Source organism: Streptomyces beijiangensis (genome assembly GCF_017315755.1).
Lineage (GTDB): Bacteria > Actinomycetota > Actinomycetes > Streptomycetales > Streptomycetaceae > Streptomyces > Streptomyces beijiangensis.
The window spans coordinates 52,456-75,755 of the sequence record NZ_JAFLRJ010000157.1 but is presented as its reverse complement, the minus strand read 5'-3'; the positions used below and the strand labels follow the sequence as shown (position 1 = coordinate 75,755).

Genomic DNA, 23,300 nt, shown 5'->3' with positions numbered 1-23,300 from the left:
GTTCTAATGCATAGTATTCCACCGCCCCAGGAGTAGTCACATGGCGATAGACCTCGCAGGCCGCCCCTTCCTCAAGGAGCTGGACTTCACCGCCGAGGAGTTCCGCGGACTCGTCGAGCTGGCCGCCGAGCTCAAGGCCGCCAAGAAGTCGGGCACCGAGACGCAGCGGCTGTGCGGGAAGAACATCGCCCTGATCTTCGAGAAGTCCTCGACCCGTACGCGCTGTTCGTTCGAGGTCGCGGCCGCCGACCAGGGTGCGTCGACGACGTACATCGACCCGGTGGGCTCGCACATCGGCAAGAAGGAGTCGGCGAAGGACACCGCCCGCGTCCTCGGCCGGATGTTCGACGCCATCGAGTTCCGCGGGGACGCGCAGGCCACGGTCGACGAGCTCGCCGCGTACGCCGGTGTCCCCGTCTACAACGGCCTCACCGACGACTGGCACCCCACCCAGATGCTCGCCGACGTGCTCACCATGACCGAGCACAGCGCCAAGCCCCTCACGGAGATCTCCTTCGCCTACCTCGGCGACGCCCGCTTCAACATGGGCAACTCCTACCTGGTCACCGGCGCGCTGCTCGGTATGGACGTACGGATCGTGGCGCCGAAATCCTACTGGCCGGCCGACGACGTCGTCGCGCAGGCCCGCAAGGCCGCCGAGACCAGCGGCGCCCGCATCACCCTCACCGAGGACATCGCCGAGGGCGTCCTGGGCGCGGACTTCGTCGTCACCGACGTCTGGGTCTCCATGGGCGAGCCCGAGGAGATCTGGGCCGAGCGCATCAAGGTCCTCGGGCCGTACGCCGTGACCATGGACGTGCTGCGCGCCACCGGCAACGCCGACGTCAAGTTCCTGCACTGCCTGCCCGCCTTCCACGACCTCGGCACCAGGCTCGGCCGCGAGATCCACGAGAAGTACGGGCTCTCCGAACTCGAAGTCACCGACGAGGTCTTCGAGTCGCCGCACTCGGTCGTCTTCGACGAGGCCGAGAACCGGATGCACACCATCAAGGCGATCATGGTGGCGACACTCGCGGGCACGGCCCACGGCGAATAGCAATACGCCCGATTGGGTGAATATGCAGAGTGGCGGCTAGTATGTCGCCTCTTGGTGGGGTTCGAGCTCGCACGCTCGAACCCCACTTTCTTGTGCTCAAACAGAGATCAGAGAAGAGATCCACCCCGTGCTGCGCATCAAGTCCCCGGAACAATTGGTCGCCGAATCGGGCGCCGACCTCGAGGGCCACGGCCTGAAGCGCACCATGGGGCTCTTCCAGCTCGTGTGTTTCGGCGTCGGGGCGATCGTCGGCACCGGCATCTTCGTCGGCCTCTCCGACACGGTCGCCGAAGCCGGCCCCGCGGTGATCATCTCGTTCATCCTGGCCGCGATCACCTGCATCTTCACCGCCTTCTCCTTCGCGGAGCTGGGTGGTGCGATCCCGGTCTCGGGCTCCTCGTACTCCTTCGCGTACGCGACCCTCGGCGAGCGCATCGCCTTCCTCACCGGCTGGTGCCTGCTCCTCGAGTACGGCGTCTCGGTCTCGGCCGTGGCGGTCGGCTGGAGCCAGTACGTCAATGAACTGCTCGACAGCGTCTTCGGCCACCAGCTGCCCGCCGCGCTCTCGGCCGGCCCCGGCGACGGCGGCGTGATCAACATTCCCGCCGTCGTGGTGATCATGATGGCCGCCCTGCTGCTGGTGCGCGGCATCCGCGAGAGCGCCCAGGCCACCGCCGCCATGGCCATCCTCAAAATCGCCATTCTGATCGCCTTCTGCGCGATCGCCTTCACGGCCTTCGAGGACGGCAACCTCGTGCCGTTCTCCCCGCAGGGTTTCGCGGGCATCACGGCGGGCACCTCGGCCGCGTTCTTCTCGTACATCGGATTCGACGCGATCACCACCGCCGGCGAAGAGGTCAAGAACCCCCGCCGCAACATCCCCATCGCGATCCTGATCTGCATCGGCATCGTCACGGTCATCTACTGTCTGGTCGCCGTCGCGGCCATCGGCGCAATGGGCGCGGACGCCGTGGGCGACAAGCCCGCCGCCCTCTCCCTGATCGTCAACCAGGTCACTGACTCCACCGTCGGCGGCGGAATCATCGCCTTCGGCGCGGTCGTCGCGATCGCCTCGGTGGTCCTCGCCGTGATGTACGGCCAGACCCGCATTCTGATGTCGATGTCACGCGACGGCCTCATCCCGCGGGTCTTCGAACGCGTCTCCCCGAAGACCTCGACCCCCGTCGCCAACACCTGGATCGTCGCGCTGGTCTTCGCGGTCCCCGCGGCCTTCTCCTCGCTCGACATCGTGGTGAACCTGACGACCATCGGCGCCGCCGCGACCATGGCCGTCGTCAACATCGCGGTGATCCTGCTGCGCCGCAGCCACCCGGAGCTGGAGCGCTCCTTCCGGGTGCCGTTCTACCCGGTGAGTCCGCTGGTGGGCATGGCCTTCTGTGTGTACCTGATGTACGGAACGGGCTGGACGACCTGGGTCCAGTTCCTCGTCTTCGTGGCCGTCGGACTGATGGTGTACGCGCTCTACGGGCGCCGTCACTCCCGGCTGACGGACGCCGCCGCCGTCAGTTCCGCCCCGGCAGTGTGAACCAGATCGCCTTGCCGTGCGCGGTGGGGCGGTGGCCGTAGGACGAGGAGAGCGTACGGATCAGCAGCAGTCCGCGCCCGTGCTCCTGCCAGGGGTCGGGCTCGGTCTCGGGTCCGGTGGTGACGAGATCGCCGGGCGCGACCGGGTCCCGGTCGTGGACCTCGACCTGGCAGCCCGTCGGGAGCAGCTCGACGACCAGCTCGATCGGTTCGTCCCCGTCCGTGTGCTCCACCGCGTTGGCCACCAGCTCCGCTGTCAGCAGCTCGGCCGTATCGCTGTCCGCCGCTGTCCCGTCGCCGGCCGTGATGTCCGCGAGCGCGGTACGGATCAGGGCGCGGGCGATCGGCACTGCGGCCGTGGTGTGCGGCAGTGCGATGCGCCATGAGGCGGGGCGGGCAGTGTCGGACACGCTGGGATTCATCTCCGTTACGTCGAGTTCGTCGAGTTCGTCATGTTCCTCGTGTTCGTCGTGCTTTCAACGGTACGGAGTGTGCGGGTGGGCGCGTAGAGGCCCCCGCCCCCAGAGGGCGGGACCTTCGGTGCACTGCCCCTACAGTTCCCTTATCGCGTACTCGTGACGAGGATCACGAACAGGTGATAACTTCTAGGGACAAGCAGCCCTCCGACCGAAGGAGGCCGCACGTCATGAGCCCCTTTACCGGCTCCACACCCCGTACCGGTCAGTGGAAGCATCTGAAGCTGACCGTCGACGACGGGGTCGCCACCGTCACGCTCGCCCGGCCCGACAAGCTCAACGCGCTCACCTTCGGCGCCTACGCCGACCTCCGCGACCTGCTCGCCGAGCTCTCCCGCGAGCGCTCCGTGCGGGTCCTGGTCCTGGGCGGCGAAGGGCGCGGATTCTGCTCCGGCGGTGACGTCGACGAGATCATCGGCGCCACGCTCGCCATGGACACCGCCCAGCTCCTCGACTTCAACCGGATGACCGGGCAGGTCGTACGGGCGCTGCGCGAATGCCCCTTCCCTGTGATCGCCGCGCTCCACGGTGTCGCGGCGGGTGCGGGCGCCGTCCTCGCACTGGCCGCGGACTTCCGGGTCGCGGACCCCTCCACCCGGTTCGCCTTCCTCTTCACCAAGGTCGGGCTCTCCGGCGGCGACATGGGCGCCGCGTACCTCCTGCCGCGGGTGGTCGGGCTCGGGCACGCCACCCGGCTGCTGATGCTGGGCGACCCCGTCCGCGCCCACGAGGCCGAACGGATCGGCCTGATCAGTGAGTTGGCGTCGGAGAACCGCGCCGACGAGGCGGCCGCCGCGCTCGCCCGCAGGCTGGCTGACGGCCCCGCCCTCGCGTACGCGCAGACCAAGGCCCTGCTCACCGCCGAGCTCGACATGCCCCTTTCCGCCGCCGTAGAGCTGGACGCCGCCACCCAGGCGCTCCTCATGAAGGGCGAGGACTACGCCGAATTCCACGCCGCCTTCACCGAGAAGCGGCCGCCGAAATGGCAGGGGAGGTAGCCGGTATGCGTGTCGCGGTCATCGGTGGCGGCCCCGGCGGGCTCTACGCGGCAGCCCTCCTCAAACGGCTCGACCCCACCAGAACCGTCACCGTCTGGGAGCGCAACGCCCCCGACGACACCTTCGGCTTCGGTGTCGTTCTCTCCGACGAGACCCTCGGCGGCATCCAGCACGCGGACCCGGCCGTCTACGCGGCGCTCCAGGAGGAGTTCGTCCGCTGGGACGACATCGACGTCGTCCACCGGGGCAGGACCCTGACCTCGGGCGGCCACGGCTTCGCCGCGCTCGGCCGGCGCCGCCTCCTGCAGATCCTGCACGAGCGCTGCCGCTCCCTCGGCGTGGAACTGCGCTTCGGCACCGAGGCCCCGCCCGCCGCCGAACTCGCCCTGGAACACGACCTGGTGATCGCGGCCGACGGCGTGCACAGCGCCACCCGCACGGCCCACGCCGACGTCTTCGCCCCCCGCATCACCACCCACCGCTGCCGCTACATCTGGCTCTCCGCCGACTTCGCCTTCGACGCCTTCCGCTTCGAGATCGCCGAGACCGAGCACGGGGTGATGCAGCTGCACGGCTATCCGTACGCGGCCGGCGCCTCCACCGTCATCGTCGAGATGCGCGAAGAGGTGTGGCGGGCGGCAGGCCTGGACGCCTGCGACGAGCAGGAGTCGACGGAACGCTGCGCGAAGATCTTCGCCGACGCGCTGGACGGCCGCTCCCTCCGGGGCAACAACTCTTCGTGGACCGCCTTCCGCACAGTCGTCAACGACCGCTGGTCGCACGGCGGTACGGTCCTGATCGGCGACGCCGCCCACACCGCCCACTTCTCCATCGGCTCGGGTACGAAGCTGGCGGTCGAGGACGCCCTCGCCCTGGTCGCCTGCATCGAGGAGCAGCCGGACCTCCCCACCGCCCTCGTCGCGTACGAGAGCGAACGCCGGCCCGTGGTCGCCTCCACGCAGCGCGCCGCGCAGGCCAGCCTGGAGTGGTTCGAGCAGCTGGAGACGTACACCGACCAGCAGCCGCGCCAGTTCGCCTTCAACCTCCTCACCCGCAGCCGCCGCGTCACCCACGACAACCTGCGCCTGCGCGACCCCGCCTTCACCGCCTCCGTGGAGCGCGCCTTCGGCTGCGAGCCGGACACCCCGCCCATGTTCACCCCCTTCCGCCTTCGCGACCTGACTCTGCGCAACCGCATCGTCGTCTCGCCGATGGACATGTACTCCGCCACGGACGGCGTCCCCGGCGACTTCCACCTCGTCCACCTGGGTGCGCGGGCGCTCGGCGGGGCCGGCCTGGTCATGACGGAGATGGTCTGCGTCAGCCCGGAGGGGCGCATCACCCCGGGCTGCGCGGGTCTCTACACGCCGGAGCAGGCCACGGCCTGGCGCCGTATCGCGAACTTCGTCCACACCCAGTCGCCTGGCACGGCCATCGGGATCCAGCTGGGCCACTCCGGCCGCAAGGGCTCAACACGCCTGATGTGGGAGGGAATCGACCAGCCGCTCCCCGCCGACGAGAGCTGGCCCCTGTCGGCCGCCTCCCCCCTCCCGTACCGCGAAGGCATCAACCAGACCCCGCACGAGCTCGACCGTACGGGCCTCATCGACATCCGCGAACAGTTCGCGGCGGCGGCCTGGCGCGCGGCTCGCTGCGGCTTCGACCTCCTCGAACTCCACTGCGCACACGGCTACTTGTTGTCCGGCTTCCTCTCCCCGCTCGCCAACCGCCGCACCGACGGCTACGGCGGCTCCCTGGCCGCCCGCCTCCGCTTCCCCCTGGAGGTCTTCGACGCGGTGCGCGACATCTGGCCGGACGACCGCCCGATGACGGTACGCATCTCGGCGACGGACTGGGCACCAGGCGGTACGACGCCCGAGGAAGCGGTGGAGATCGCTCGCGCCTTCGCCGCGCACGGCGCGGACGCGATCGACGTGTCGACGGGCCAGGTGGTCCCGGACGAGCAGCCCGCGTACGGCCGCTCGTACCAGACCCCCTACGCGGACCGCATCCGTAACACCCTGGACGTCCCGGTGATCGCGGTGGGTGCGATCTCCTCCTGGGATGACGTCAACTCCCTGCTCCTGGCGGGCCGTTCGGACCTCTGCGCCCTGGCCCGCCCGCATCTCCACGACCCGAACTGGACCCTGCACGCTGCGGCGGACCAGGACTACAAGGGCCCGGGCGCACCCTGGCCCCTCCCGTACCAGGCGGGCAGCCGCCGACCCCGGACGGGCAGAACGGACGGCCCGAAACCACGGCTCACGCTGGCGTGAGGGGATCCCCGGGCTCAGGCGGGCAGCCATCGCGGCCACCATGGCGGGATGTTGCTCGCCGGGCAGAGCCCGGTGTCGCCCGGGTAGCCGTCCAGGGTGCCGCGCGCCGCGAAGAACCAGACGGTGAGCGCCGACAGGATCCCCAGGACCGCTACCAACTGCACCGCCGCGCGCACCGTGCGCGGCCTCCGTAGTGTCGCCCGCCGTGCGACGGCGGCGACCGACACCGCGCCCAGTGAGAAGAGGGCGATGAACGGCAGTATCAGGAGATTCAGTTCGAGATTGCCGCCCGCATCGGCCCCCGCACCGCAGTAGGCCCGCGCATGTGCCGCGAGGGCGATCGCACCATAGCCGCAGGCCGCGCCGGTGAGCCCGGCCGCACTCCAGGACGCCCGCTGCAGCCACGAGACGGGAAGAGTTGTCATGCCTCCGTACGACGCGCTGTCCGGCCGTTCAGTTGCACGAAATCCGAGCCCGCGTCCCGCAGTCGTGTGTGCAGCTCCGCGAAAACCTCGGCCGCCCTGCCTCCCGGCCAGTCGCGCGGGAGCAGCTCCGGCGGCAGGCCCGGGTCCGCGTAGGGGAGCCGGCGCCAGGAGTCGAGGGCCAGGAGGTAGTCGCGGTAGGCGGACTCCGCGTCGGCTCCGCGGTGCTCCCAGCGCCGGAGCACCGGCTCGTGGCGCTCCAGGAACTCCTCGTACAGTTTGGCGATCGATCCCAGGTCCCACCACCGGGAAATCGATTCGGCAGTCGCCGAGAAACCCAGGTGCTCGCCCCTGAACAGGTCGACGTACGGCCCCAGTTCAAGCCTCTCCAGGGTGTGCCGCGTCTCCTCGTAGAGAGCCGCCGGAGCGATCCACACCCCGGGCGCCGCCGTCCCGAACCCCAGTCCCGCCAGTCGCGAGCGCAGTACATGACGGCGGTCGCGCTCCGACTCGGGGACGGAGAAGACGGCGAGCACCCAGCCGTCCGCGAGCTCGGGTGCGGGACGTCCGTAGATCCGCCGGTCGCCGTCGTCGAGCAGCTGGCGCGCGTCCGCGGAGAGCGCGTAGCCCGCCGCGCCCTCGTCCGTACGTGACGACTCCAGCAGCCCGCGCCGCTTCAGCCGCGAAACGGATGAGCGCAGCGACGGCGCGTCCACGCCCACCGCCGCGAGGAGGCGGATCAGCTCCGCCACGGGGACAGGGGCCGCGGACTCGCGGCCGTAGGCGCCGTACAGCGTGACGATCAGGGACCGGGGGGCGTGCAGCTCACTCACGTGATCACTCTAATTCGCGCAGGCGGAAGCGTTGCAGTTTGCCGGTGGGGGTGCGGGGCAGCGCGTCGACGAAGACGATCTCGCGCGGGCACTTGTACGGCACCAGCTCGGCCCGTACGAAGTCCTGCAGCGCCCGTGTGTCCCGCCGCGCGCCCTCCCGCAGCACGGTGTACGCGACCGCCACCTGCCCCCGGTCCTCGTCCGCGCGGCCCACGACGGCCGCCTCCAGCACATCGGGGTGGCGCAGCAGGGCGTCCTCGACCTCGGGGCCGGCGATGTTGTACCCGGCCGAGATGATCATGTCGTCCGCGCGGGCCACGTACCGGAAGTAGCCGTCCGCCTCCCGCACATACGTGTCGCCGGTCAGATTCCAGCCGTCGCGCACATAGTCCAGCTGCCGCTCGTCGGCGAGATACCGGCACCCCACGGGGCCCCGGACCGCCAGCAGCCCCGGCTCCCCGTCCGCGACCGGCGCGCCATCCCGGTCGACGATCCGCGCCTGCCAGCCCGGCACCGGCACGCCGGTCGTCCCCGGCCGGATCGCGTCGTCCGCCGCCGAGACGAAGATGTGCAGGAGCTCGGTGGCGCCGATGCCGTTGATGATGCGCAGCCCGGTCCGCTCGTGCCAGGCACGCCAGGTCGCCGCCGGGAGGTTCTCGCCGGCCGAGACGCAGCGGCGCAGCGCCGAGATGTCGTACGCGTCCACGTCCGCCAGCATCGCCCGGTAGGCGGTCGGCGCGGTGAACAGGACCGACACCCGGTGCTCGGCCAGCGCGGGCAACAGCTGCCTGGGACCCGCCTGTTCGAGGAGCAGAGCCGAAGCGCCCGCCCGCATCGGGAAGATGACGAGACCGCCGAGCCCGAAGGTGAACCCCAGCGGCGGGCTGCCGGCGAAGACGTCGTCGGGGCGCGGTTTCAGGACATGGCGCGAGAAGGTGTCCGCGATGGCGAGCACGTCCCGGTGGAAGTGCATGCACCCCTTGGGCCGGCCGGTCGTCCCCGAGGTGAAGGCGATCAGCGCCACGTCGTCGGCAGAGGTCCGCACCGCCTCGTACGCCGACGGCTTCCCCTCTGTCAACTGGCACAGGTCGTCCGGCCCTTCGCCGCCGAACGTGGTGATGCGCAGCCCCGCGATCTCCGCCTTCGCCAGATCGTCCACCGATCTGATGTCGCACAGGGCGTGGCTGATCCGGGCGATCCCGCAGACCGTCGCCAGCTCCTGCGAGCGCTGCGCGGCCAGCACGGTCACCGCCACCGCGCCCGCCTTCATCACGGCGAGCCAGCAGGCCGCCAGATGGGGGGTGGTGGGCCCGCGCAGCAGGACCCGGTTTCCCGGTACGACCCCGAGGTCGCCGGTCAGCACATGCGCGATGCGGTCGACCTCGGCCCGCAGCTCGCCGTACGTCCAGATCTCTCCGGCCGCGGTACGGAACACGGGCCGGTCCGCGCCGAAGCGCCGCACGGTGGAGTCCAGCAGCTCGGATCCGCAGTTGAGCCGGTCCGGGTACCGCACTTCGGGCAGGTCCAGGATCAGCTCCGGCCACTGGTGGGCGGGCGGCAGCTGATCTCGGGGAAAGGTGTCGACGTGCGCTGAGGTCTTCAGCTCCATGACGGGATCGCCCCCTTGTCGCCCATCGAGCGTATCGTTTGCATGACGACAGTCAACGGTCCGCGATAAGAGGGATGAGCTGATGTCCGGATTCGCCCTGGAACCCGAACAGCGGGCGTGGTGCGCCGAACTGCGCGCCCTCTCCGCCGACCGACTGCGCCCCCTCGCGGAGAAGGGCGAACCGGGCCGCGTCAACCGCCCGCTGCTTGCCGCACTGGGTGAACTCGGCCTGCTTGCGCGGCTGTTCACCTCGGGGTCCCTGGGCCTCTGTCTGATGCGGGAGTCCCTGGCCCACGGCTGCACCGAGGCAGAGACCGCCCTCGCCCTCCAGGGCCTGGGCACGTACCCCCTGGTCCAGTCGGGGAGCAGGGCCCAGCGCGACCGCTGGCTCCCCGCGGTCGCGGCGGGACGCGCGGTCGCGGCCTTCGCCCTGAGCGAGCCCGGCGCGGGATCGGACGCGGCGGCGCTGTCGCTCAAGGCCGCACCGCACCAGGGGGGTTGGCGTCTGACCGGTGAGAAGTGCTGGATCTCCAACGCCCCGGAGGCCGACTTCTACACCGTCTTCGCCCGTACGACCGAAGGCGCCGGAGCCCGTGGAGTCACCGCCTTTCTCGTCCCCGCCGACCGGGAGGGACTCACCGGCGCCTCGCTCGACATGCTCTCGCCGCACCCCATCGGCGCCCTGGCCTTCGCGGACGTCCCCGTGGGCCCGGAGGACGTCCTGGGCGACCCCGACCGCGGCTTCCGCGTCGCGATGAACACCCTCAACCTCTTCCGCCCCAGCGTCGGAGCCTTCGCCGTGGGCATGGCGCAGGCGGCCCTGGACGCGACGATCGAGCACACCGCCAGGCGAACGGCGTTCGGCGGCCCGTTGAAGGACCTCCAGTCGGTCGCCCACCAAGTGGCGGAGATGGCCACCCGCACCGAGGCGGCCCGCCTCCTGGTCTATGCGGCGGCCTCCGCGTACGACACGGACGCGACCGCCCCCGCCATCGCGAAGCAGTCCGCCATGGCGAAACTCCTGGCCACCGAGACCGCCCAGTACGTGGTCGACCAGGCGGTACAACTCCATGGCGCCCGCGCCCTCCAGCGCGGCCACCTCCTCGAACACCTCTACCGCGAGGTCCGCGCCCCCCGGATCTACGAAGGCGCCACCGAGGTCCAACGCACCATCATCGCCAAGGAGTTGTACGCCTGATGCCCATCGACCGCATCAACCCGCCGCACCTCTCCCCGCCGGCCGGCTTCTCGCACGCGGTCGCGGCCACCGGCTCCCGCCTGGTTTTTTTGGCGGGCCAGACGGCCCTGGACGCCGACGGCAAGGTGGTCGGCGACACGCTCCCGGCGCAGTTCCGTACGGCACTCACCAACCTCCTCGCGGCGCTGGAGGCGGCCGGAGGCACCCCCGCCGACCTCGCCCGCGTCACGGTCTACGCCACCGACGTCGCCGCGTACCGCACCCACGCTCCCGAACTGGGACGCATCTGGCGGGAGTTGGCGGGCCGTGACTACCCGGCGATGGCGGTGATCGGCACCACCCGCCTCTGGGACGAACAGGCCATGGTGGAGCTGGACGGCACGGCCGTACTTCCCTGACGCATCCGGCGCTTTCGGGGTACACGCAAGGGACAACTCGCCTATCCATGAGGGAGGTCGGTTCCATGCGTGCAGCGTGGCAATGGTTCAGCCGCAGTCTGGCGGCCCAGCTCGTGCTCGCCGTGCTCGTGATCGCCGCAGTGACCCTGCTGTTCGACTCGCACAGGTCGCCGGCCTACTGGGCCGTCCGGACGGTGCTCTACGGCGCGGTGGGCGCGGCCTTCGTCCTGCACAGCAGGCGCAAGGAGACCGCGAGGACCGGCAGCGATCCCCGGGCCGCGAAGGTCCTCAGTCGCAAGATCATGCATGGCACGGTCCCGCGCGACCCCGGCGAACAGGACGCCATGCGCCGCCTGGTGACGTACCGTCTGCATCTGATGCGCCGCACCCGCTGGGCGGTGCCGGTCATGGGTGTCGGGATCGTGCTCCTGCTGGCCCTGGCCGCCGCGACCGGTCAGTGGGCTGTCGGCGCCTTCGTCGTGTTCGGCGCGGCCGGTGTCGGCGTCGCGCTGTGGACGCGTCGGCGTGCCACCCGCAAACTGCACCGCATGGACGACGCCCTCGGCAGGGGCCGACACGCCCTGGAACACTGACGTTTCATGACCTCCTTCAGCATCCACAGTGGCCAGGTCCACCACACCTGGGACCGGGCCATCGCCCCCGTAGCGACCCTCGCCCCCGGCGACGAGGTGACCCTCCAGCTCGTCGACGCGGGCGGTGGTCAGCTCACCGCGGAGTCCACCGCCGCCGACCTCGGCAAGCTGGACTTCGGGCGGCTCAACCCGGTCACAGGACCGCTGTATGTGGAGGGGGCCGAGCCGGGTGACGCCCTGGTCGTCGACATCCTCGACGTGGAGGTGGGGGAGTGGGGATGGACCGCCTGCATCCCCGGATTCGGGCTCCTCGCCGACGAGTTCCCCGATCCGCACCTGAGGATCTCGCGCATCACCGGCGGGTACGCCGACCTCCTGCCGGGACTGCGTGTCCCCGTCGTCCCGATGATCGGCACGATCGGCGTCGCCCCGCCCGAGCCGGGCCCGCACTCGGTGATCCCGCCGCGCCGCTGGGGCGGCAACATGGACATCAGGCACATCGGGCCCGGCGCCCGGCTGATCCTCCCGGTCGGCGTCGGGGGCGCACTGCTCTCCGCGGGCGACACCCACGCCGCGATGGGCGACGGCGAGGTCTGCGGCACCGGCGTGGAGACCTCGGCGACGGTGCGGCTGCGGGTGGACGTGACCAAGGGAGCCGCGCCCCGCACCCCGGTGATCGAGACCCACCCGGTCAGCGCACGGACCGGTGCGGCGCTGGCCACCACCGGGATCGGCCCCGATCTGATGGAGGCGTCCCGGGACGCGGTCCGTGCGCTCATCGAGGAGATCACCGCCCGCACCGGGCTGGCCCCGGAGGATGCGTACCTGCTGGCGAGCGTGGCGGCGGACCTGAAGATCTCGGAGGTCGTGGACGCTCCCAACTGGGTCGTCTCCGCGCACCTGGAGCGCGAGGTCCTCGGCGCCGGCTGACCGGTCCGCGCCGCCGCACCCGGCTTCGAGTCGTCCTTCTCCCACTCGCCGGGGGCGGCGGCGAAGTACGTACCGGTCTCTGCTGGAGGTGGGGGTCATGGGTCATCAGCGGCGCATCCTCATCGTGGCGTACGACGACGTACAGATCCTCGACATCGCCTGCCCCAGCGGCGCTCTCGACATCGCCAACCGGTACGGCGCGGACCCGCCCTATGCCGTCGAGCTGGGCACCGTCGGCCGCCGTGCCGCGCGCAGTTCGGCCGGCATCGTGCTGGGAGCCGCGCAGGGACTCGAGGCGGTGACGGGGCGGCTGGACACGCTGATCGTCGTGGGTGGCGTGGGGAGCGAGAACGCGGCGGCGGACGAGCAACTGCTCGCCCAGGTACGCCGGCTCGCCTCGTGCAGCCGCCGTGTCGCCTCCGTCTGCACCGGCACCTTCTTACTCGCCGCCGCCGGACTCCTCGACCACCGGAGGGTCACCACCCACTGGCGGTACGGCGAACGGCTCGCCGCCCGGCATCCCGCGGTCGCCGTCGACGTGGGTCCGCTCTACATCAGGGACGGCCACATCTACACCTCGGCCGGGGTGACGAGCGCACTCGATCTGACGCTGTCCCTGATCGAGGACGACCACGGGCCGACACTGACCCGTACCGTCGCCCGCGAACTCGTCGCCCCTGTCCACCGGTCCGCGGATCAGGCCCAGATCAGCATGTTCCTGGCCGCCCCGCCGCCGGAGGACCGTCTCGTACGGGATCTCTCCGGATACATCTCGGGCCACCTGGCCGAGGACCTGACCCCCAGGGCGCTGGCGGCCCGCGCGGGAGTGAGCGCCCGTCACCTGACCCGCCTGTTCAACGCCCATCTCGGCACCACACCGGCACGGGCCGTGCGGGCCGCCCGTACGGAAGCGGCGGCGGTACTGGTCAGGTCCAGCGGGCTGCCCCTGGCCGCGATAGCCCGCCGCTGCGGTTTCAGGTCCGCGCAGACGCTGCGGCAGGCATTCCTGGATCACTATGGCGTCGGCGGGGACACGATGCGCAGGATGCCGGACATGGGGCGGACGCTCGTTCCCGTACGCGAGAAGACTGCGCCCCATGACACCTGAGACGACACGCAGAACCGTGCTCCGCGGAACCGCGGCCGCCGCCGCGCTGGCTGCCGCGGCCGCGGCCCGGGCCACCGAAGCGCAGGCCGCTCAGCCCGGCGCCCGGGAGCTGGAGATCGGCATCCTGCTGTACGACGGCTTCAGCCTGCTGGACCCCACGGGCCCCGCGGAGGTGCTGTCCCGGCTGCCCGGCGCGAACGTGACCATGATCGCCGAGCGGCGGGGACAGGTCCGTACGGACACCGGGAGCGTGGCCGTGACGGCGGACAGGTCGATCGCCGAAGTCGGCCGCCTGGACGTCCTGTTGGTGCCAGGCGGCGGAAATCGCGGCACGGTGGGGGCGATGGAGAACCAGGCGCTGCTGCGCTGGATCAGGGACATCCACCGGCACACCACATGGACGACGTCCGTGTGCACCGGGGCGCTGGTCCTCGCCGCCGCGGGGCTGCTTGACGGACGGCAGGCTACGACGTACTGGGCTTCGGCCGACTATCTGCAGTCCGAGTTCGACGTGGTCTACCGGCCGCAGCGCTATGTGCGTTCAGGGAAGATCATCACCGCGGCGGGAGTCTCGGCGGGGCTGGACATGGCCCTGTACCTGGCGTCCCTGATCGCCGGGGAGCCGACGGCGAAGGCCGTTCAACTGGCCGTCGAATACGATCCGCAGCCGCCGTTCCACGCGGGCAACGCCGCGGACGCCGACCCGCAACTCAAGGCGTTCGCGCTGCGGTTGCTCGCCGAGTCCCAGGTGTGAGGCAAGAGAGCGGACGGGCGATGGGCGGCTCACCTCCGCTCGCGTGGAGAGTCACGACTGCCGGCCCACCCGGGTGTGCCGGTTCAGCTTCGATGACGGTCCGCCACGAGGCGGCCGTCCTCGCTGCCGCCATCAACGAGTGGCTGTGACCATCGCTCTTTCTGTCAGGGCTGTCAGGGCTGTCGGGCCTCGGCGAGCCGGTTACTGCGGTCGATCTCCGGCATGTGTGTCTCGGCCCAGACCCGCAGGGAGGAGAGCGGCCTTTCGAGGGACAGGCCGAGCTCGGTGAGCCGATAGTGGACGGCGGGCGGCACTGTGGGTTCCACACGGCGCCCGACCAGGCCATCACGGACCAGACTCTGCAGCGTGACAGACAGCATCTTCTGCGAGATGCCCGGAATGCGACGCCGAAGTTCCGCGAACCGGAGCTCGCCGGGATCCGTCTCGGCCAACACCTTGACCACCATCGACGTCCACTTGGTACCGATACGGTCGAGCAACTGGCGGGTCGGGCAGAGCGGGTCCAGTAGATCACCGCGCTCACCGGACCGCCGACCGGGTTCGTCGGGCATGGACGTGGTCACCCGGGGCTCACCACCTGATGGGAAAGTGCCGTCTTGGAAGGACCAGGCTAGTTCCCTAGCGTGACCTTGTCACCATTCCTCACCACCCCTGGAGTCCCTCCATGCCCGAACTGCGACGCGTCCCTGCCAACGGTGTCGAAATCAACGTCGCTCTCGCCGGATCCGGCCCGGCCGTCCTGCTGCTGCATGGCTTTCCGCACACCTGGGAGCTATGGACGGACATCATGGCCGACCTGTCCGACCGCTACCGCGTCATCGCGCCGGACCTGCGCGGATTCGGCGCGAGCGGCCCGGCCGCCTCCGGGTATGACGCAGGCACCCTGGCAGAGGACGCCGCAGCGCTTCTCACCGAGCTCGGCGTGTCTTCCGCCGCAGTAGTGGGTATCGACGCGGGTACCCCGGCGGCCTTCCTCCTCGCCCTGCGCCACCCCGGTCTCGTCCGACGCCTGGTCGTCATGGAGTCCGTGCTGGGCGGGCTGCCGGGCGCCGAGGATTTCCTTGCCGGCGGGCCGCCGTGGTGGTTCGGCTTCCATACCGCCGCGCCAGGCCTCGCCGAGACCGTACTGGAAGGCCACGAGGCCGCCTATATCGACTGGTTCCTGCACACCGGCACGCTCGGCGACGGAGTGCCCGCTGCCATCCGGGACGCCTTTGTCCACGCATACACGGGCAGCCACGCGTTGAGCCGCGCGTTCTCGTACTACCGGGCCCTGCCCGAAAGCGCACTGCAGATCTCGCAGGCCGTCACCACCGCCCGCCTGACGGTGCCGACAATGGCGCTGGGCGCCCAACCCGTCGGCGCCGCACTGGAACGCCAGCTCCGACCCGTCACCGACGACCTCACCGGACACGTCATCGAAGACTGTGGCCACATCATTCCACTGCACCGACCGAACGCCCTGCTCATGCTGTTGCATCCCTTCCTGGCCGGTGAGGACGCGATTGCGGCGTGACCGGGGCAGCCGCCGACATTCGATACACGCCCTGGTTCTCTGACCGCATAGGCTCGCCGGGTCAGTCGGTCTAACCTGGCCCCGTGACGCAGCAAGTGAGCACGGTGGTGCTGATGTGTGGTCTTCCGGGAGCGGGCAAGACCACCTATGCGATGGGGCTGGTGCGACGCGGATTCGCCCGGCTGTCGATCGACGAGTTGGTCTGGCAACGACTCGGGCAGCGCGACGCCGGCCTGGTGCTGAGAGCCGAAGCGTTCGACCGGCTCAAGGAAGAGGTCCGCCGCGAGCAGCGGCAGGAACTGGTCGAGCTGATGCTGGCCGGGCGCGACGTGGTGGTGGACTACAGCTTCTGGAGTCGCGCCGCCCGCGACGACTACAAGGCGCTGGTAGAAAGCCACGGTTGCCGTTGGGAACTGGTCCACCTCAAGGCCGACCGGGCGACGCTGGAGCGCCGCCTCGAAGTACGGAACGGCGTGGAAGGTGCCAACGCCGTCACGGTGGATGAGGCGCTGTTCAACCGCTACCTGGCCAACTTCGAGGATCCGAGTGGAGAGGGCGAGCAGGTCGTCGTGCAGCCCTCGACTTGAGGATCTGAAGCGGTGGTTCGAGTCGGCGATGGTGAACTGCCGCGGTGGCCCGGAGGGGGCCTCGATCGGCGCCGGATCTTCTCACCCTCGTACGCGGTCCGCGAGGTCTCCCACGGACATTTTCCGCCGGGCCGGCATCACGTCGATGTCGACGGCGATCGGTATCGGATCACCTCGTCCAACTCGGCCTGCATATGCGCCGCTTCGACGTCGCGGGCGACAGCCTGGGTGAGCAGTATCCGCAGCACGAGCACGATGAGCGCGACTCCCAGGATGGCCACGCCGATCCTGCCCATGATGCCGGTGACGCCCGGATCGTCCCGCTGGCCGGGCGCATTGATGGCCGTGGCCGCGAACCACACGAGAGCAGCCGCAACGATCGCGCCGATGATGCCGTCCACGTACCGGAAGGCGGCGTGGGAGAACACGGTTCCGCGTCGCACCATCGCCACCAGTCGCCATACACAGACCAGGGCGACCTGGACCGTCCCGACACCCAGGATCGTGATCACGCGCAGCGGGGTCAGCGGGAGCGACCCGTCCTCAGGATCGCTCCCGCTGACCAGCGCCCACACCATGGGTTGAGCAAGGTTGAGGTCGCAGGGCAGGAGCCGGTTTCGCACCATGGCGCGATGCCGCGGCACCTGTGGTTCAGATGTCGCGGAAGATCTCGATCTGCGCGCCCACCGAGTTCAGTCGCTCCGCCAGGTCCTCGTAACCGCGGTTGATGACATAGACGTTCCGCAGCACCGAGGTGCCCTCGGCCGCCATCATCGCGAGCAGCACCACCACCGCGGGCCGCAGCGCGGGCGGGCACATCATCTCGGCGGCCCGCCACCGGGTCGGTCCTTCGACCAGCACCCGGTGCGGGTCCAGGAGTTGGAGGCGCCCGCCCAGCCGGTTCAGATCGGTCAGATAGATCGCGCGGTTGTCGTAGACCCAGTCGTGGATCAGGGTCTGGCCCTGAGCGACGGCCGCGATCGCCGCGAAGAACGGCACGTTGTCGATGTTGAGGCCGGGGAAGGGCATCGGGTGGATCTTGTCGATCGGCGCCTCGAGCTTCGAGGGCCGCACCGTCAGATCGATGAGGCGGGTCCGCCCGTTGTCCGCCGGGTACTCCGCGCTGCGGTCGTGGTCGAGTCCCATCTCCTCCAGGACCGCGAGTTCGATCTCCAGGAACTCGATCGGCACCCGGCGGATCGTCAGCTCCGACTCGGTCACCACGGCAGCGGCCAGCAGGCTCATCGCCTCGACCGGGTCCTCCGAGGGCGAGTAGTCGACGTCCACGTCGATCTCCGGCACCCCGTGCACGGTCAGCGTCGTGGTTCCGACGCCGTCGACCCGTACGCCCAGGGCCTCCAGGAAGAAGCAGAGGTCCTGGACCATGTAGTTGGACGAGGCGTTACGGATCACGGTCGTACCGGCGTTGCGTGCGGCGGCCAGCAGCGCGTTCTCGGTCACCGTGTCGCCGCGCTCGGTCAGCACGATCGGGCGGTCGGGGGAGGTGCGCTGCACCTCGGCGTGGTAGATGCCCTCCGTCGCGGAGATGTCCAGGCCGAAGCGGCGCAGCGCGATCATGTGCGGCTCGATCGTGCGCGTACCGAGGTCGCAGCCGCCGGCGTACGGCAGCTTGAAGCGGTCCATGCGGTGCAGCAGCGGGCCAAGGAACATGATGATCGAGCGGGTGCGGCGCGCGGCCTCCGCGTCCATCGCGTCCATCTCCAGGCGCGCGGGCGGCACGATCTCCAGGTCCTTGCCGTCGTTGATCCAACGGGTGCGCACACCGATGGAGTTGAGGACCTCCAGGAGCCGGTAGACCTCTTCGATGCGCGCCACCCTGCGCAGCACGGTACGGCCCTTGTTGAGCAGGGAGGCGCAGAGGAGTGCCACACACGCGTTCTTGCTCGTCTTGACGTCGATCGAGCCCGAGAGGCGGCGGCCGCCGACGACACGCAGATGCATCGGTCCGGCGTAACCCAGCGACACGATCTCGCTGTCGAGCGCCTCGCCGATACGCGCGATCATCTCAAGGCTGATGTTCTGGTTGCCGCGCTCGATGCGGTTCACCGCGCTCTGGCTGGTGGAGAGCGCATCGGCAAGCTGACTCTGTGTCCAGCCCCGGTGCTGACGGGCGTCACGGATGAGCTTGCCGATACGTACGAGGTAGTCGTCTGCCATATCGGCAGGTTATCTCAGATATGAGATGCCGCATCTCGGGGGTGGGCCATCGGGGTGATCATGCGATGGATCTCAGCGCCGCACCAGCAGGGAGTGCGTGGCGGCAGGGGAGGCGACCACCTCGGCGACCCGATAGCCGTCGAGCGCGTCCCCCAGGTCGTCGAAGAGACGCTCGCCCCGGCCGGCGAGGAGCGGGACGACGACCACATGCATCTCGTCGACCAGACCGGCGCGCAGATACTGCTGGACGGTGGCCGGACCGCCGCCGATCCGTACGTCCTGCCCGCCCGCGGCGTCGAACGCCCGCCGCAGCACGGTCTCGACCGGCTCGTCCGTGAAGTGGAAGACGGTCCCGCCCTCCATGGGCTGTGAGGGGCGCAGATGGTGGGTGTGGACGAACACATCGTGGTGGTACGGCGGGTTCTCGCCCCACCAGCCCGTCCATGACTCGTCCTGCCACGGTCCACGCACGGGGCCGAACATATTGCGCCCCATGATGGTCGCGCCGATGTTCTCGTCGCCGCGCTCGATCCACCCGGCGTCGATCCCGCCCTTGCCGTCGGTCAGTTCCCGCATCCCGGCGAAGGCCCATTCGTGCAGCCCGTCGACGCCGTCGCCGAAGGGTGCGCCGGGGCGCTGGCCGACGCCGGAGGCGAAGCCGTCCAGGGTGACCGTGAGGTTGTGTACGCGAAGCTTGGGCATGGTGCGCTCCTTGGCCCGTCTCCATCTGCTCTTACGAGTACGTCGAACGGGGAGCGGCCGGATCGACACCGTAAAGGGACCAGGTATTTTCAGCCGAACTTAGGTTAGGCTAACCTTCATCTCGTGAAAGTCGGTGAAGAACTTACCCGGGCCGCGCCACCGCGCGGCCACACCCTCTCGGCCACGGGTGTCACCGTGGCGTACGACGGTGTCGACGTCGTGCACGAGGCGTTCCTGGACCTTTCGCCCGGACGGGTGACCGTACTGGTCGGGCCGAACGGCAGTGGGAAGTCGACGCTGTTGCGGACCGTGGCGCGATTGCAGCGGGCGCGGACCGCGGCGCTGACCCTCGACGACGGCACGGACGGCTTCGCGCTGACGCCCCGTGAGTTCTCGCGGCAGGTGGCGCTGCTGACCCAGGGGCGGCCCACACCCAGCGGGCTCACCGTGCGGGACGTCGTGGAGTTCGGGCGGTATCCGTACCGGGGCCGCTGGGGGCGGGCCGATCCGGGCGGGCACGCGGCCGTGGAGCGGGCGCTCGGGATGACCGGGGTCGCCGAACTGGCCGAGCGGGGTGCCGAGCACCTCTCCGGCGGCCAGCTCCAGCGCGTGTGGCTCGCGGGCTGTCTCGCGCAGGAGACCGGCGTACTGCTCCTCGACGAGCCGACGACCTACCTCGACCTGCGGTACCAGGTGGAACTGCTCGATCTGATACGGGACTTGGCGGACGACCACGGCATCGCCGTCGGCGTGGTGCTGCACGACCTGGACCAGGCGGCGGCAGTCGCCGACCGGATCGTGCTGCTCAGGGACGGACGGGTGATCGCCGACGGGGAGCCGGACGGCGTACTCACCCCGGAGCGCCTGACCGAGACGTACGGCATCCGTATCGAGGTCTCCACCGATCCGCTGACCGGGCGGCTGCGCACCCGCGCCATCGGCCGGCACCACACACGACGGAACACGCACCAAGTGCACCACGCGCACAGCGAAAGGCTCAGTACCACCTCATGAGACGACTCCTCCTCACCGCCGCCGCGGCCACCACCGCCATGCTCGCCCTGAGCGCGTGCGGTACGTCCGAACCCGCCGCGGACCAGGCGGAGAACAAGCCCGCCGAGCACATCACCCTCACCGGCGCGGACGGTAAGAAGGTGGAGCTCGACGGGCCCGCGAAGAAGGTCGTCGGGACCGAGTGGAACGTCGTCGAGCACCTGGTCTCGCTGGGTGTCGCGCCGGCAGGTGTCGCCGACGTCAAGGGGTACAAGTCCTGGGACAAGGCAGCCCCGTTGACGAACACGCCGAAGGACATCGGCACCCGCGGCGAGCCCAGCATGGACACCGTCGCCGCTCTCGCGCCCGATCTCATCGTCGCCACCAGCGACCTGCCCGCGGCCGCCCTCACGCAGCTGCGGAAGACAGCCCCGGTGCTCGACCTGAAGGCGGCCGACGCAGCCGACCCGATCGGCCGGATGAACAGCGATCTGGACATGATCGCCAAGGCCACCGGCACCACGGCCCGCGCCGGCGAGCTCAAGAAGGGCTTCGAGGCGAAGCTCGCCGAAGGCAGGCAGGAGCTGGAGAAGTCCGGTCACAAGGGGACCGAACTCGCCTTCGCCGACGGGTATGTGACCGGTAATCAGGTCTCCATCCGGCCGTACACCAGCGGTTCGCTGCTCGGCGCCGTGAACGAGAAGCTCGGGCTGAAGAACCCCTGGACGATGAAGGGCGACCTGGCCTACGGGCTCGCCACCACCGACGTCGAGGGCCTGACCAGGCTCGGTGACGTGGAGTTCGCGTACATCGCCAGCGACGACGACAAGAGCAGCACACCGTTCACCGGAGCGCTCGCGGGCAACGCGGTGTGGAAGTCGCTTCCGTTCGTGAAGGCGGGCAATGTGCACCGGCTGCCCGACGGCGTGTGGATGTTCGGCGGCACCGCGTCGATGGAGTCGTACGTCGACTCCGTCGTCGCCGCGCTGAAGAAGTGACGACGGGACGCACGTAGACATCATGGCCGTCACCACCACCGTTCCCGCCGGCCCCACCGCGGCGGCGGCTTCCCGGAAGGGCGGCGCGGCAGCGGTGACGGCCGTGCTCGTCCTGCTGGTCACCGCACTCGCCGTCGTCGACATCGCGCAGGGCACAGCCGCCGTCGGCGCCGCAGAGGTCTGGAAGGCGCTCACCGGGCAGGCCGACCCGGCCGACGCCTCCGTCGTCATCGCCTCACGGCTGCCGCGCATGGCCGCCGGACTGTTCGTCGGGGCGGTGCTCGGCATGGCGGGCGCCGCCCTCCAGGCCGTCAGCCGCAATGTGCTCGCCGCGCCCGACACCCTGGCGGTCAACGCCGGTTCCTATCTCTCGCTCGGACTTGTCGCCGCGACCGGCGTCTCGCTGCCGCTGCTCGCCTCGTCGGGCGTCGCCTTCGTCGGCGGCCTGGCGGCTGCGGCCGTCGTGCTCGGCATGTCGGGGCTGGGAGCCGGGACCGTACGGCTGGTCCTGGCGGGCAGCGCCCTCACCCTCGGCCTCAGCTCCGTCACGGAAGGACTGCTGCTGCTGTTCCCCGTACAGACGCAGGGGCTGTACGCCTGGAACCAGGGCAGCATCGCGCAGAACGGTTTCGGCGGGGTGCTCTGGATGGTGCCGCTCGCTCTCGCCGGTCTCGCGGGACTGCTGCTGGTCGCCCGCCGGGTCGACGCCCTGGCGCTCGGCGACGACGCCGCGCGGGGTCTGGGCGTACCGGTGCGGGCCACCCGTGTCACCACCGTCGTGCTCTGCGCCCTGCTGTCCGCCGCGGCCGTCACCCTCGCGGGCCCGATCGGCTTCGTCGGGCTCTGCGCCCCGGCCGCCGTACGCCTGCCGGCACGCCGCTACCGCGCCTTCTCCCGCTTGCGTACGAATGTGGCGGTGTCCGCGCTGGCCGGTGCGGCCCTGGTCCTCGGCTCGGACGTCGTCCTGCGGACACTGGTGCCGGCCGACGTGGCGGTGGCCGTGCCGACCGGTGTGGTGACGAGTCTGCTCGGCGCTGTGTTCCTGGTGGGACTGGCGACCAGGGGCCGGGACAGCGGGGCCGCCGCCGCGCCCGACCGGTTGCGCATCCGCAGCCGGGCCGTCTTCCTGGCCGTGGCCGGGACGCTGGTGGCGGTACTGATCGCGCTGACCGTCGCCTCCGTACTGCTCGGCGACACCAAGCTGTTGTTCGGCGATGTCATGAACTGGGCGCAGGGCAGGTCGGGCCGGGCCGTCACGTTCGTCCTCGACACCCGGGTGCCGCGCGTGCTCGCCGCCCTCCTCGCGGGTGCGGCCCTCGCACTGGCAGGCACCCTGGTCCAGGCGGTGACCCGCAATCCGCTCGCCGAACCGGGCGTCATGGGCGTCTCCGGCGGAGCCGCGCTCGGCGCGGTGATCCTTCTGACGTCCGTGCCGTCGGCCGGTCCCACGGCGCTCGCCGGTGCGGCCTTCGCGGGCGCGGCCCTGGCCTCCGTCATCGTCTTCGGGCTGTCCGCGCGCGGCGGCTTCCAGCAGAACCGTCTCGTCCTGGTCGGCATGGGGGTCGCCACCGCGAGCTCCGCCCTGATCAGCCTGTTCATCGTCCTCACCGACCCGTTCAACGCCACCAAGGCGCTGACCTGGCTGTCCGGTTCGACGTACGGGCGGACCATGCCGGACCTGCTGCCGCTCGCCGTCGTGCTGGTGGCGGCGCTCGCTGTCGCGGTCGTACGGCGTACCGAACTCGACCTGGTCTCGCTCGACGAGGACACTCCGAGACTGCTGGGCCTCGGGCTGGCCCGGTCGCGTCCGGGATTCCTGGCGCTGGCCGTCCTGTTGAGCGCGGCGGCCGTCGCCGCCGCCGGGACCATCGCCTTCGTCGGCCTGGTGGCCCCGCACGCCGCACGCGCACTGGTGGGCCGCCGGCATGCGCGGGTGGTGCCGGTGGCGGTGCTGCTCGGTGCGGTGCTGGTGTGCACGGCGGACGTGGTGGGCCGGACGGTGATCGCACCGGCCCAGCTCGGGGCCGGTCTGCTCACCGCGGTGATCGGGACGCCGTACTTCCTCTGGCTGCTGGTACGGAGCCGGGGAGGGGCGCGCTAGGCGGGGC

The 23,300-nt window shown here is 70.4% G+C and carries 23 protein-coding genes and 1 pseudogene; 15 read left to right on the top strand and 9 right to left on the bottom strand.

Annotated elements, in window-relative coordinates; translation table 11 throughout:
- Positions 1-40 precede the first annotated feature (40 nt).
- Both argF and J0695_RS17575 read left to right on the top strand, forming a co-directional pair.
- Complete coding sequence (gene argF, locus J0695_RS17580; protein WP_206963018.1) at positions 41-1,057, top strand: ornithine carbamoyltransferase; 1,017 nt, start codon at positions 41-43, stop codon at positions 1,055-1,057.
- Between the two features lie 118 nt (positions 1,058-1,175).
- Positions 1,176-2,603 carry an amino acid permease gene (locus J0695_RS17575; protein ID WP_372445791.1) on the top strand — a complete coding sequence of 476 codons (1,428 nt, stop codon included), beginning with the start codon at positions 1,176-1,178 and terminating at the stop codon, positions 2,601-2,603.
- Here J0695_RS17575 and J0695_RS17570 read toward each other — a convergent pair.
- Complete coding sequence (locus tag J0695_RS17570) at positions 2,581-3,024, bottom strand: ATP-binding protein (RefSeq protein ID WP_206963017.1); 444 nt, start codon at positions 3,022-3,024, stop codon at positions 2,581-2,583. The genes J0695_RS17575 and J0695_RS17570 overlap by 23 nt on opposite strands.
- A 224-nt stretch (positions 3,025-3,248) precedes the next feature.
- Between J0695_RS17570 and J0695_RS17565 the strand changes: the two genes are divergently transcribed.
- The gene (locus J0695_RS17565; RefSeq protein WP_206963016.1) at positions 3,249-4,076 is read left to right on the top strand and encodes an enoyl-CoA hydratase family protein; all 828 of its coding nucleotides are present in this window, start codon (positions 3,249-3,251) and stop codon (positions 4,074-4,076) included.
- 5 nt (positions 4,077-4,081) lie between these two features.
- Positions 4,082-6,352: a bifunctional salicylyl-CoA 5-hydroxylase/oxidoreductase gene (locus tag J0695_RS17560; RefSeq protein ID WP_206963015.1), complete on the top strand. Its 2,271-nt coding sequence runs from the start codon at positions 4,082-4,084 to the stop codon at positions 6,350-6,352.
- A gap of 14 nt (positions 6,353-6,366) precedes the next feature.
- Here the strand turns inward: J0695_RS17560 and J0695_RS43940 are convergent, their stop codons facing one another.
- Genes J0695_RS43940 through J0695_RS17545 form a run of 3 tightly spaced genes read right to left on the bottom strand, consistent with a single transcriptional unit; the run spans position 6,367 to position 9,216 of the window.
- Positions 6,367-6,777 (bottom strand): hypothetical protein, encoded by a 411-nt coding sequence (locus tag J0695_RS43940; protein ID WP_242552791.1) that lies wholly within the window; start codon positions 6,775-6,777, stop codon positions 6,367-6,369.
- The gene (locus tag J0695_RS17550) at positions 6,774-7,607 is read right to left on the bottom strand and encodes a PaaX family transcriptional regulator (protein WP_206963014.1); all 834 of its coding nucleotides are present in this window, start codon (positions 7,605-7,607) and stop codon (positions 6,774-6,776) included. Before J0695_RS17550 ends, J0695_RS43940 begins: the two co-directional genes overlap by 4 nt.
- 4 nt (positions 7,608-7,611) lie before the next feature.
- On the bottom strand, positions 7,612-9,216 hold the full coding sequence (locus J0695_RS17545; protein WP_206963013.1) for an AMP-binding protein: 1,605 nt from the start codon (positions 9,214-9,216) through the stop codon (positions 7,612-7,614).
- A gap of 82 nt (positions 9,217-9,298) precedes the next feature.
- Here J0695_RS17545 and J0695_RS17540 point away from each other — a divergent pair, with 82 nt between their 5' ends.
- From J0695_RS17540 to J0695_RS17515, 6 genes are all read left to right on the top strand, one after another.
- Positions 9,299-10,414: an acyl-CoA dehydrogenase family protein gene (locus J0695_RS17540; RefSeq protein WP_206963012.1), complete on the top strand. Its 1,116-nt coding sequence runs from the start codon at positions 9,299-9,301 to the stop codon at positions 10,412-10,414.
- Positions 10,414-10,812, top strand: coding sequence for a RidA family protein (locus J0695_RS17535; protein WP_206963011.1), 399 nt, complete (start codon positions 10,414-10,416; stop codon positions 10,810-10,812). Before J0695_RS17540 ends, J0695_RS17535 begins: the two co-directional genes overlap by 1 nt.
- Positions 10,813-10,877: 65 nt before the next feature.
- Entirely contained in the window at positions 10,878-11,405 is a 528-nt protein-coding gene (locus J0695_RS17530; protein WP_206963010.1) for a hypothetical protein, read from the top strand.
- A gap of 6 nt (positions 11,406-11,411) precedes the next feature.
- A complete protein-coding gene (locus tag J0695_RS17525) occupies positions 11,412-12,335 on the top strand; it encodes an acetamidase/formamidase family protein (RefSeq protein WP_206963009.1) in 924 nt (307 codons plus the stop codon).
- Positions 12,336-12,450: 115 nt separating this feature from the next.
- Entirely contained in the window at positions 12,451-13,443 is a 993-nt protein-coding gene (locus J0695_RS17520; protein WP_417799421.1) for a GlxA family transcriptional regulator, read from the top strand.
- On the top strand, positions 13,433-14,197 hold the full coding sequence (locus J0695_RS17515) for a DJ-1/PfpI family protein (RefSeq protein ID WP_206963007.1): 765 nt from the start codon (positions 13,433-13,435) through the stop codon (positions 14,195-14,197). The genes J0695_RS17520 and J0695_RS17515 overlap by 11 nt, the downstream gene beginning before the upstream one ends.
- A gap of 173 nt (positions 14,198-14,370) precedes the next feature.
- On the opposite strand, the gene J0695_RS17510 is transcribed toward J0695_RS17515, so the two are convergent.
- On the bottom strand, positions 14,371-14,769 hold the full coding sequence (locus tag J0695_RS17510) for a winged helix-turn-helix transcriptional regulator (RefSeq protein ID WP_206963006.1): 399 nt from the start codon (positions 14,767-14,769) through the stop codon (positions 14,371-14,373).
- A 113-nt stretch (positions 14,770-14,882) separates the two neighbouring features.
- Here J0695_RS17510 and J0695_RS17505 point away from each other — a divergent pair, with 113 nt between their 5' ends.
- Both J0695_RS17505 and J0695_RS17500 read left to right on the top strand, forming a co-directional pair.
- A complete protein-coding gene (locus tag J0695_RS17505) occupies positions 14,883-15,734 on the top strand; it encodes an alpha/beta fold hydrolase (RefSeq protein ID WP_206963005.1) in 852 nt (283 codons plus the stop codon).
- A gap of 83 nt (positions 15,735-15,817) precedes the next feature.
- Positions 15,818-16,321, top strand: a complete 504-nt coding sequence (locus J0695_RS17500) for a P-loop nucleotide/nucleoside kinase family protein (RefSeq protein WP_206963004.1) — start codon at positions 15,818-15,820, stop codon at positions 16,319-16,321.
- A gap of 90 nt (positions 16,322-16,411) precedes the next feature.
- Here the strand turns inward: J0695_RS17500 and J0695_RS43935 are convergent.
- The 4 genes and pseudogenes from J0695_RS43935 to J0695_RS17485 form a co-directional block, all read right to left on the bottom strand.
- Positions 16,412-16,486, bottom strand: a pseudogene (locus tag J0695_RS43935) (helix-turn-helix domain-containing protein); the annotation flags it as partial.
- On the bottom strand, positions 16,459-16,947 hold the full coding sequence (locus J0695_RS17495; protein WP_206963003.1) for a DUF2975 domain-containing protein: 489 nt from the start codon (positions 16,945-16,947) through the stop codon (positions 16,459-16,461). The gene J0695_RS17495 and the pseudogene J0695_RS43935, both read right to left, overlap by 28 nt.
- Before the next feature lie 25 nt (positions 16,948-16,972).
- Positions 16,973-18,499, bottom strand: a complete 1,527-nt coding sequence (locus tag J0695_RS17490) for a helix-turn-helix domain-containing protein (protein ID WP_206963002.1) — start codon at positions 18,497-18,499, stop codon at positions 16,973-16,975.
- A gap of 72 nt (positions 18,500-18,571) precedes the next feature.
- Entirely contained in the window at positions 18,572-19,201 is a 630-nt protein-coding gene (locus tag J0695_RS17485) for a dihydrofolate reductase family protein (RefSeq protein ID WP_206963001.1), read from the bottom strand.
- Positions 19,202-19,324: 123 nt separating this feature from the next.
- Here J0695_RS17485 and J0695_RS17480 point away from each other — a divergent pair, with 123 nt between their 5' ends.
- The 3 genes from J0695_RS17480 to J0695_RS17470 are packed head-to-tail and all read left to right on the top strand — an operon-like array spanning position 19,325 to position 23,293.
- Positions 19,325-20,215, top strand: coding sequence for an ABC transporter ATP-binding protein (locus tag J0695_RS17480; RefSeq protein ID WP_206963000.1), 891 nt, complete (start codon positions 19,325-19,327; stop codon positions 20,213-20,215).
- Positions 20,212-21,192: an iron-siderophore ABC transporter substrate-binding protein gene (locus J0695_RS17475; RefSeq protein WP_206962999.1), complete on the top strand. Its 981-nt coding sequence runs from the start codon at positions 20,212-20,214 to the stop codon at positions 21,190-21,192. The genes J0695_RS17480 and J0695_RS17475 overlap by 4 nt, the downstream gene beginning before the upstream one ends.
- Before the next feature lie 22 nt (positions 21,193-21,214).
- Positions 21,215-23,293: an iron ABC transporter permease gene (locus tag J0695_RS17470; RefSeq protein ID WP_206962998.1), complete on the top strand. Its 2,079-nt coding sequence runs from the start codon at positions 21,215-21,217 to the stop codon at positions 23,291-23,293.
- Positions 23,294-23,300 lie beyond the last annotated feature (7 nt).

Excerpts from the sequence above, each read along its gene's own strand:
- J0695_RS17515 (WP_206963007.1), top strand. The coding sequence starts at position 13,433 with ATGACACCTGAGACGACACGCAGAACCGTGCTCCGCGGAACCGCGGCC.
- argF (WP_206963018.1), top strand. The coding sequence starts at position 41 with ATGGCGATAGACCTCGCAGGCCGCCCCTTCCTCAAGGAGCTGGACTTC.
- J0695_RS17565 (WP_206963016.1), top strand. The coding sequence starts at position 3,249 with ATGAGCCCCTTTACCGGCTCCACACCCCGTACCGGTCAGTGGAAGCAT.
- J0695_RS17505 (WP_206963005.1), top strand. The coding sequence starts at position 14,883 with ATGCCCGAACTGCGACGCGTCCCTGCCAACGGTGTCGAAATCAACGTC.
- J0695_RS43940 (WP_242552791.1), bottom strand. The coding sequence starts at position 6,777 with ATGACAACTCTTCCCGTCTCGTGGCTGCAGCGGGCGTCCTGGAGTGCG.
- J0695_RS17525 (WP_206963009.1), top strand. The coding sequence starts at position 11,412 with ATGACCTCCTTCAGCATCCACAGTGGCCAGGTCCACCACACCTGGGAC.
- J0695_RS17490 (WP_206963002.1), bottom strand. The coding sequence starts at position 18,499 with ATGGCAGACGACTACCTCGTACGTATCGGCAAGCTCATCCGTGACGCC.
- J0695_RS17545 (WP_206963013.1), bottom strand. The coding sequence starts at position 9,216 with ATGGAGCTGAAGACCTCAGCGCACGTCGACACCTTTCCCCGAGATCAG.
- J0695_RS17540 (WP_206963012.1), top strand. The coding sequence starts at position 9,299 with ATGTCCGGATTCGCCCTGGAACCCGAACAGCGGGCGTGGTGCGCCGAA.
- J0695_RS17530 (WP_206963010.1), top strand. The coding sequence starts at position 10,878 with ATGCGTGCAGCGTGGCAATGGTTCAGCCGCAGTCTGGCGGCCCAGCTC.
- J0695_RS17535 (WP_206963011.1), top strand. The coding sequence starts at position 10,414 with ATGCCCATCGACCGCATCAACCCGCCGCACCTCTCCCCGCCGGCCGGC.
- J0695_RS17495 (WP_206963003.1), bottom strand. The coding sequence starts at position 16,947 with ATGGTGCGAAACCGGCTCCTGCCCTGCGACCTCAACCTTGCTCAACCC.
- J0695_RS17510 (WP_206963006.1), bottom strand. The coding sequence starts at position 14,769 with ATGCCCGACGAACCCGGTCGGCGGTCCGGTGAGCGCGGTGATCTACTG.
- J0695_RS17485 (WP_206963001.1), bottom strand. The coding sequence starts at position 19,201 with ATGCCCAAGCTTCGCGTACACAACCTCACGGTCACCCTGGACGGCTTC.
- J0695_RS17475 (WP_206962999.1), top strand. The coding sequence starts at position 20,212 with ATGAGACGACTCCTCCTCACCGCCGCCGCGGCCACCACCGCCATGCTC.
- J0695_RS17560 (WP_206963015.1), top strand. The coding sequence starts at position 4,082 with ATGCGTGTCGCGGTCATCGGTGGCGGCCCCGGCGGGCTCTACGCGGCA.
- J0695_RS17570 (WP_206963017.1), bottom strand. The coding sequence starts at position 3,024 with ATGAATCCCAGCGTGTCCGACACTGCCCGCCCCGCCTCATGGCGCATC.
- J0695_RS17470 (WP_206962998.1), top strand. The coding sequence starts at position 21,215 with ATGGCCGTCACCACCACCGTTCCCGCCGGCCCCACCGCGGCGGCGGCT.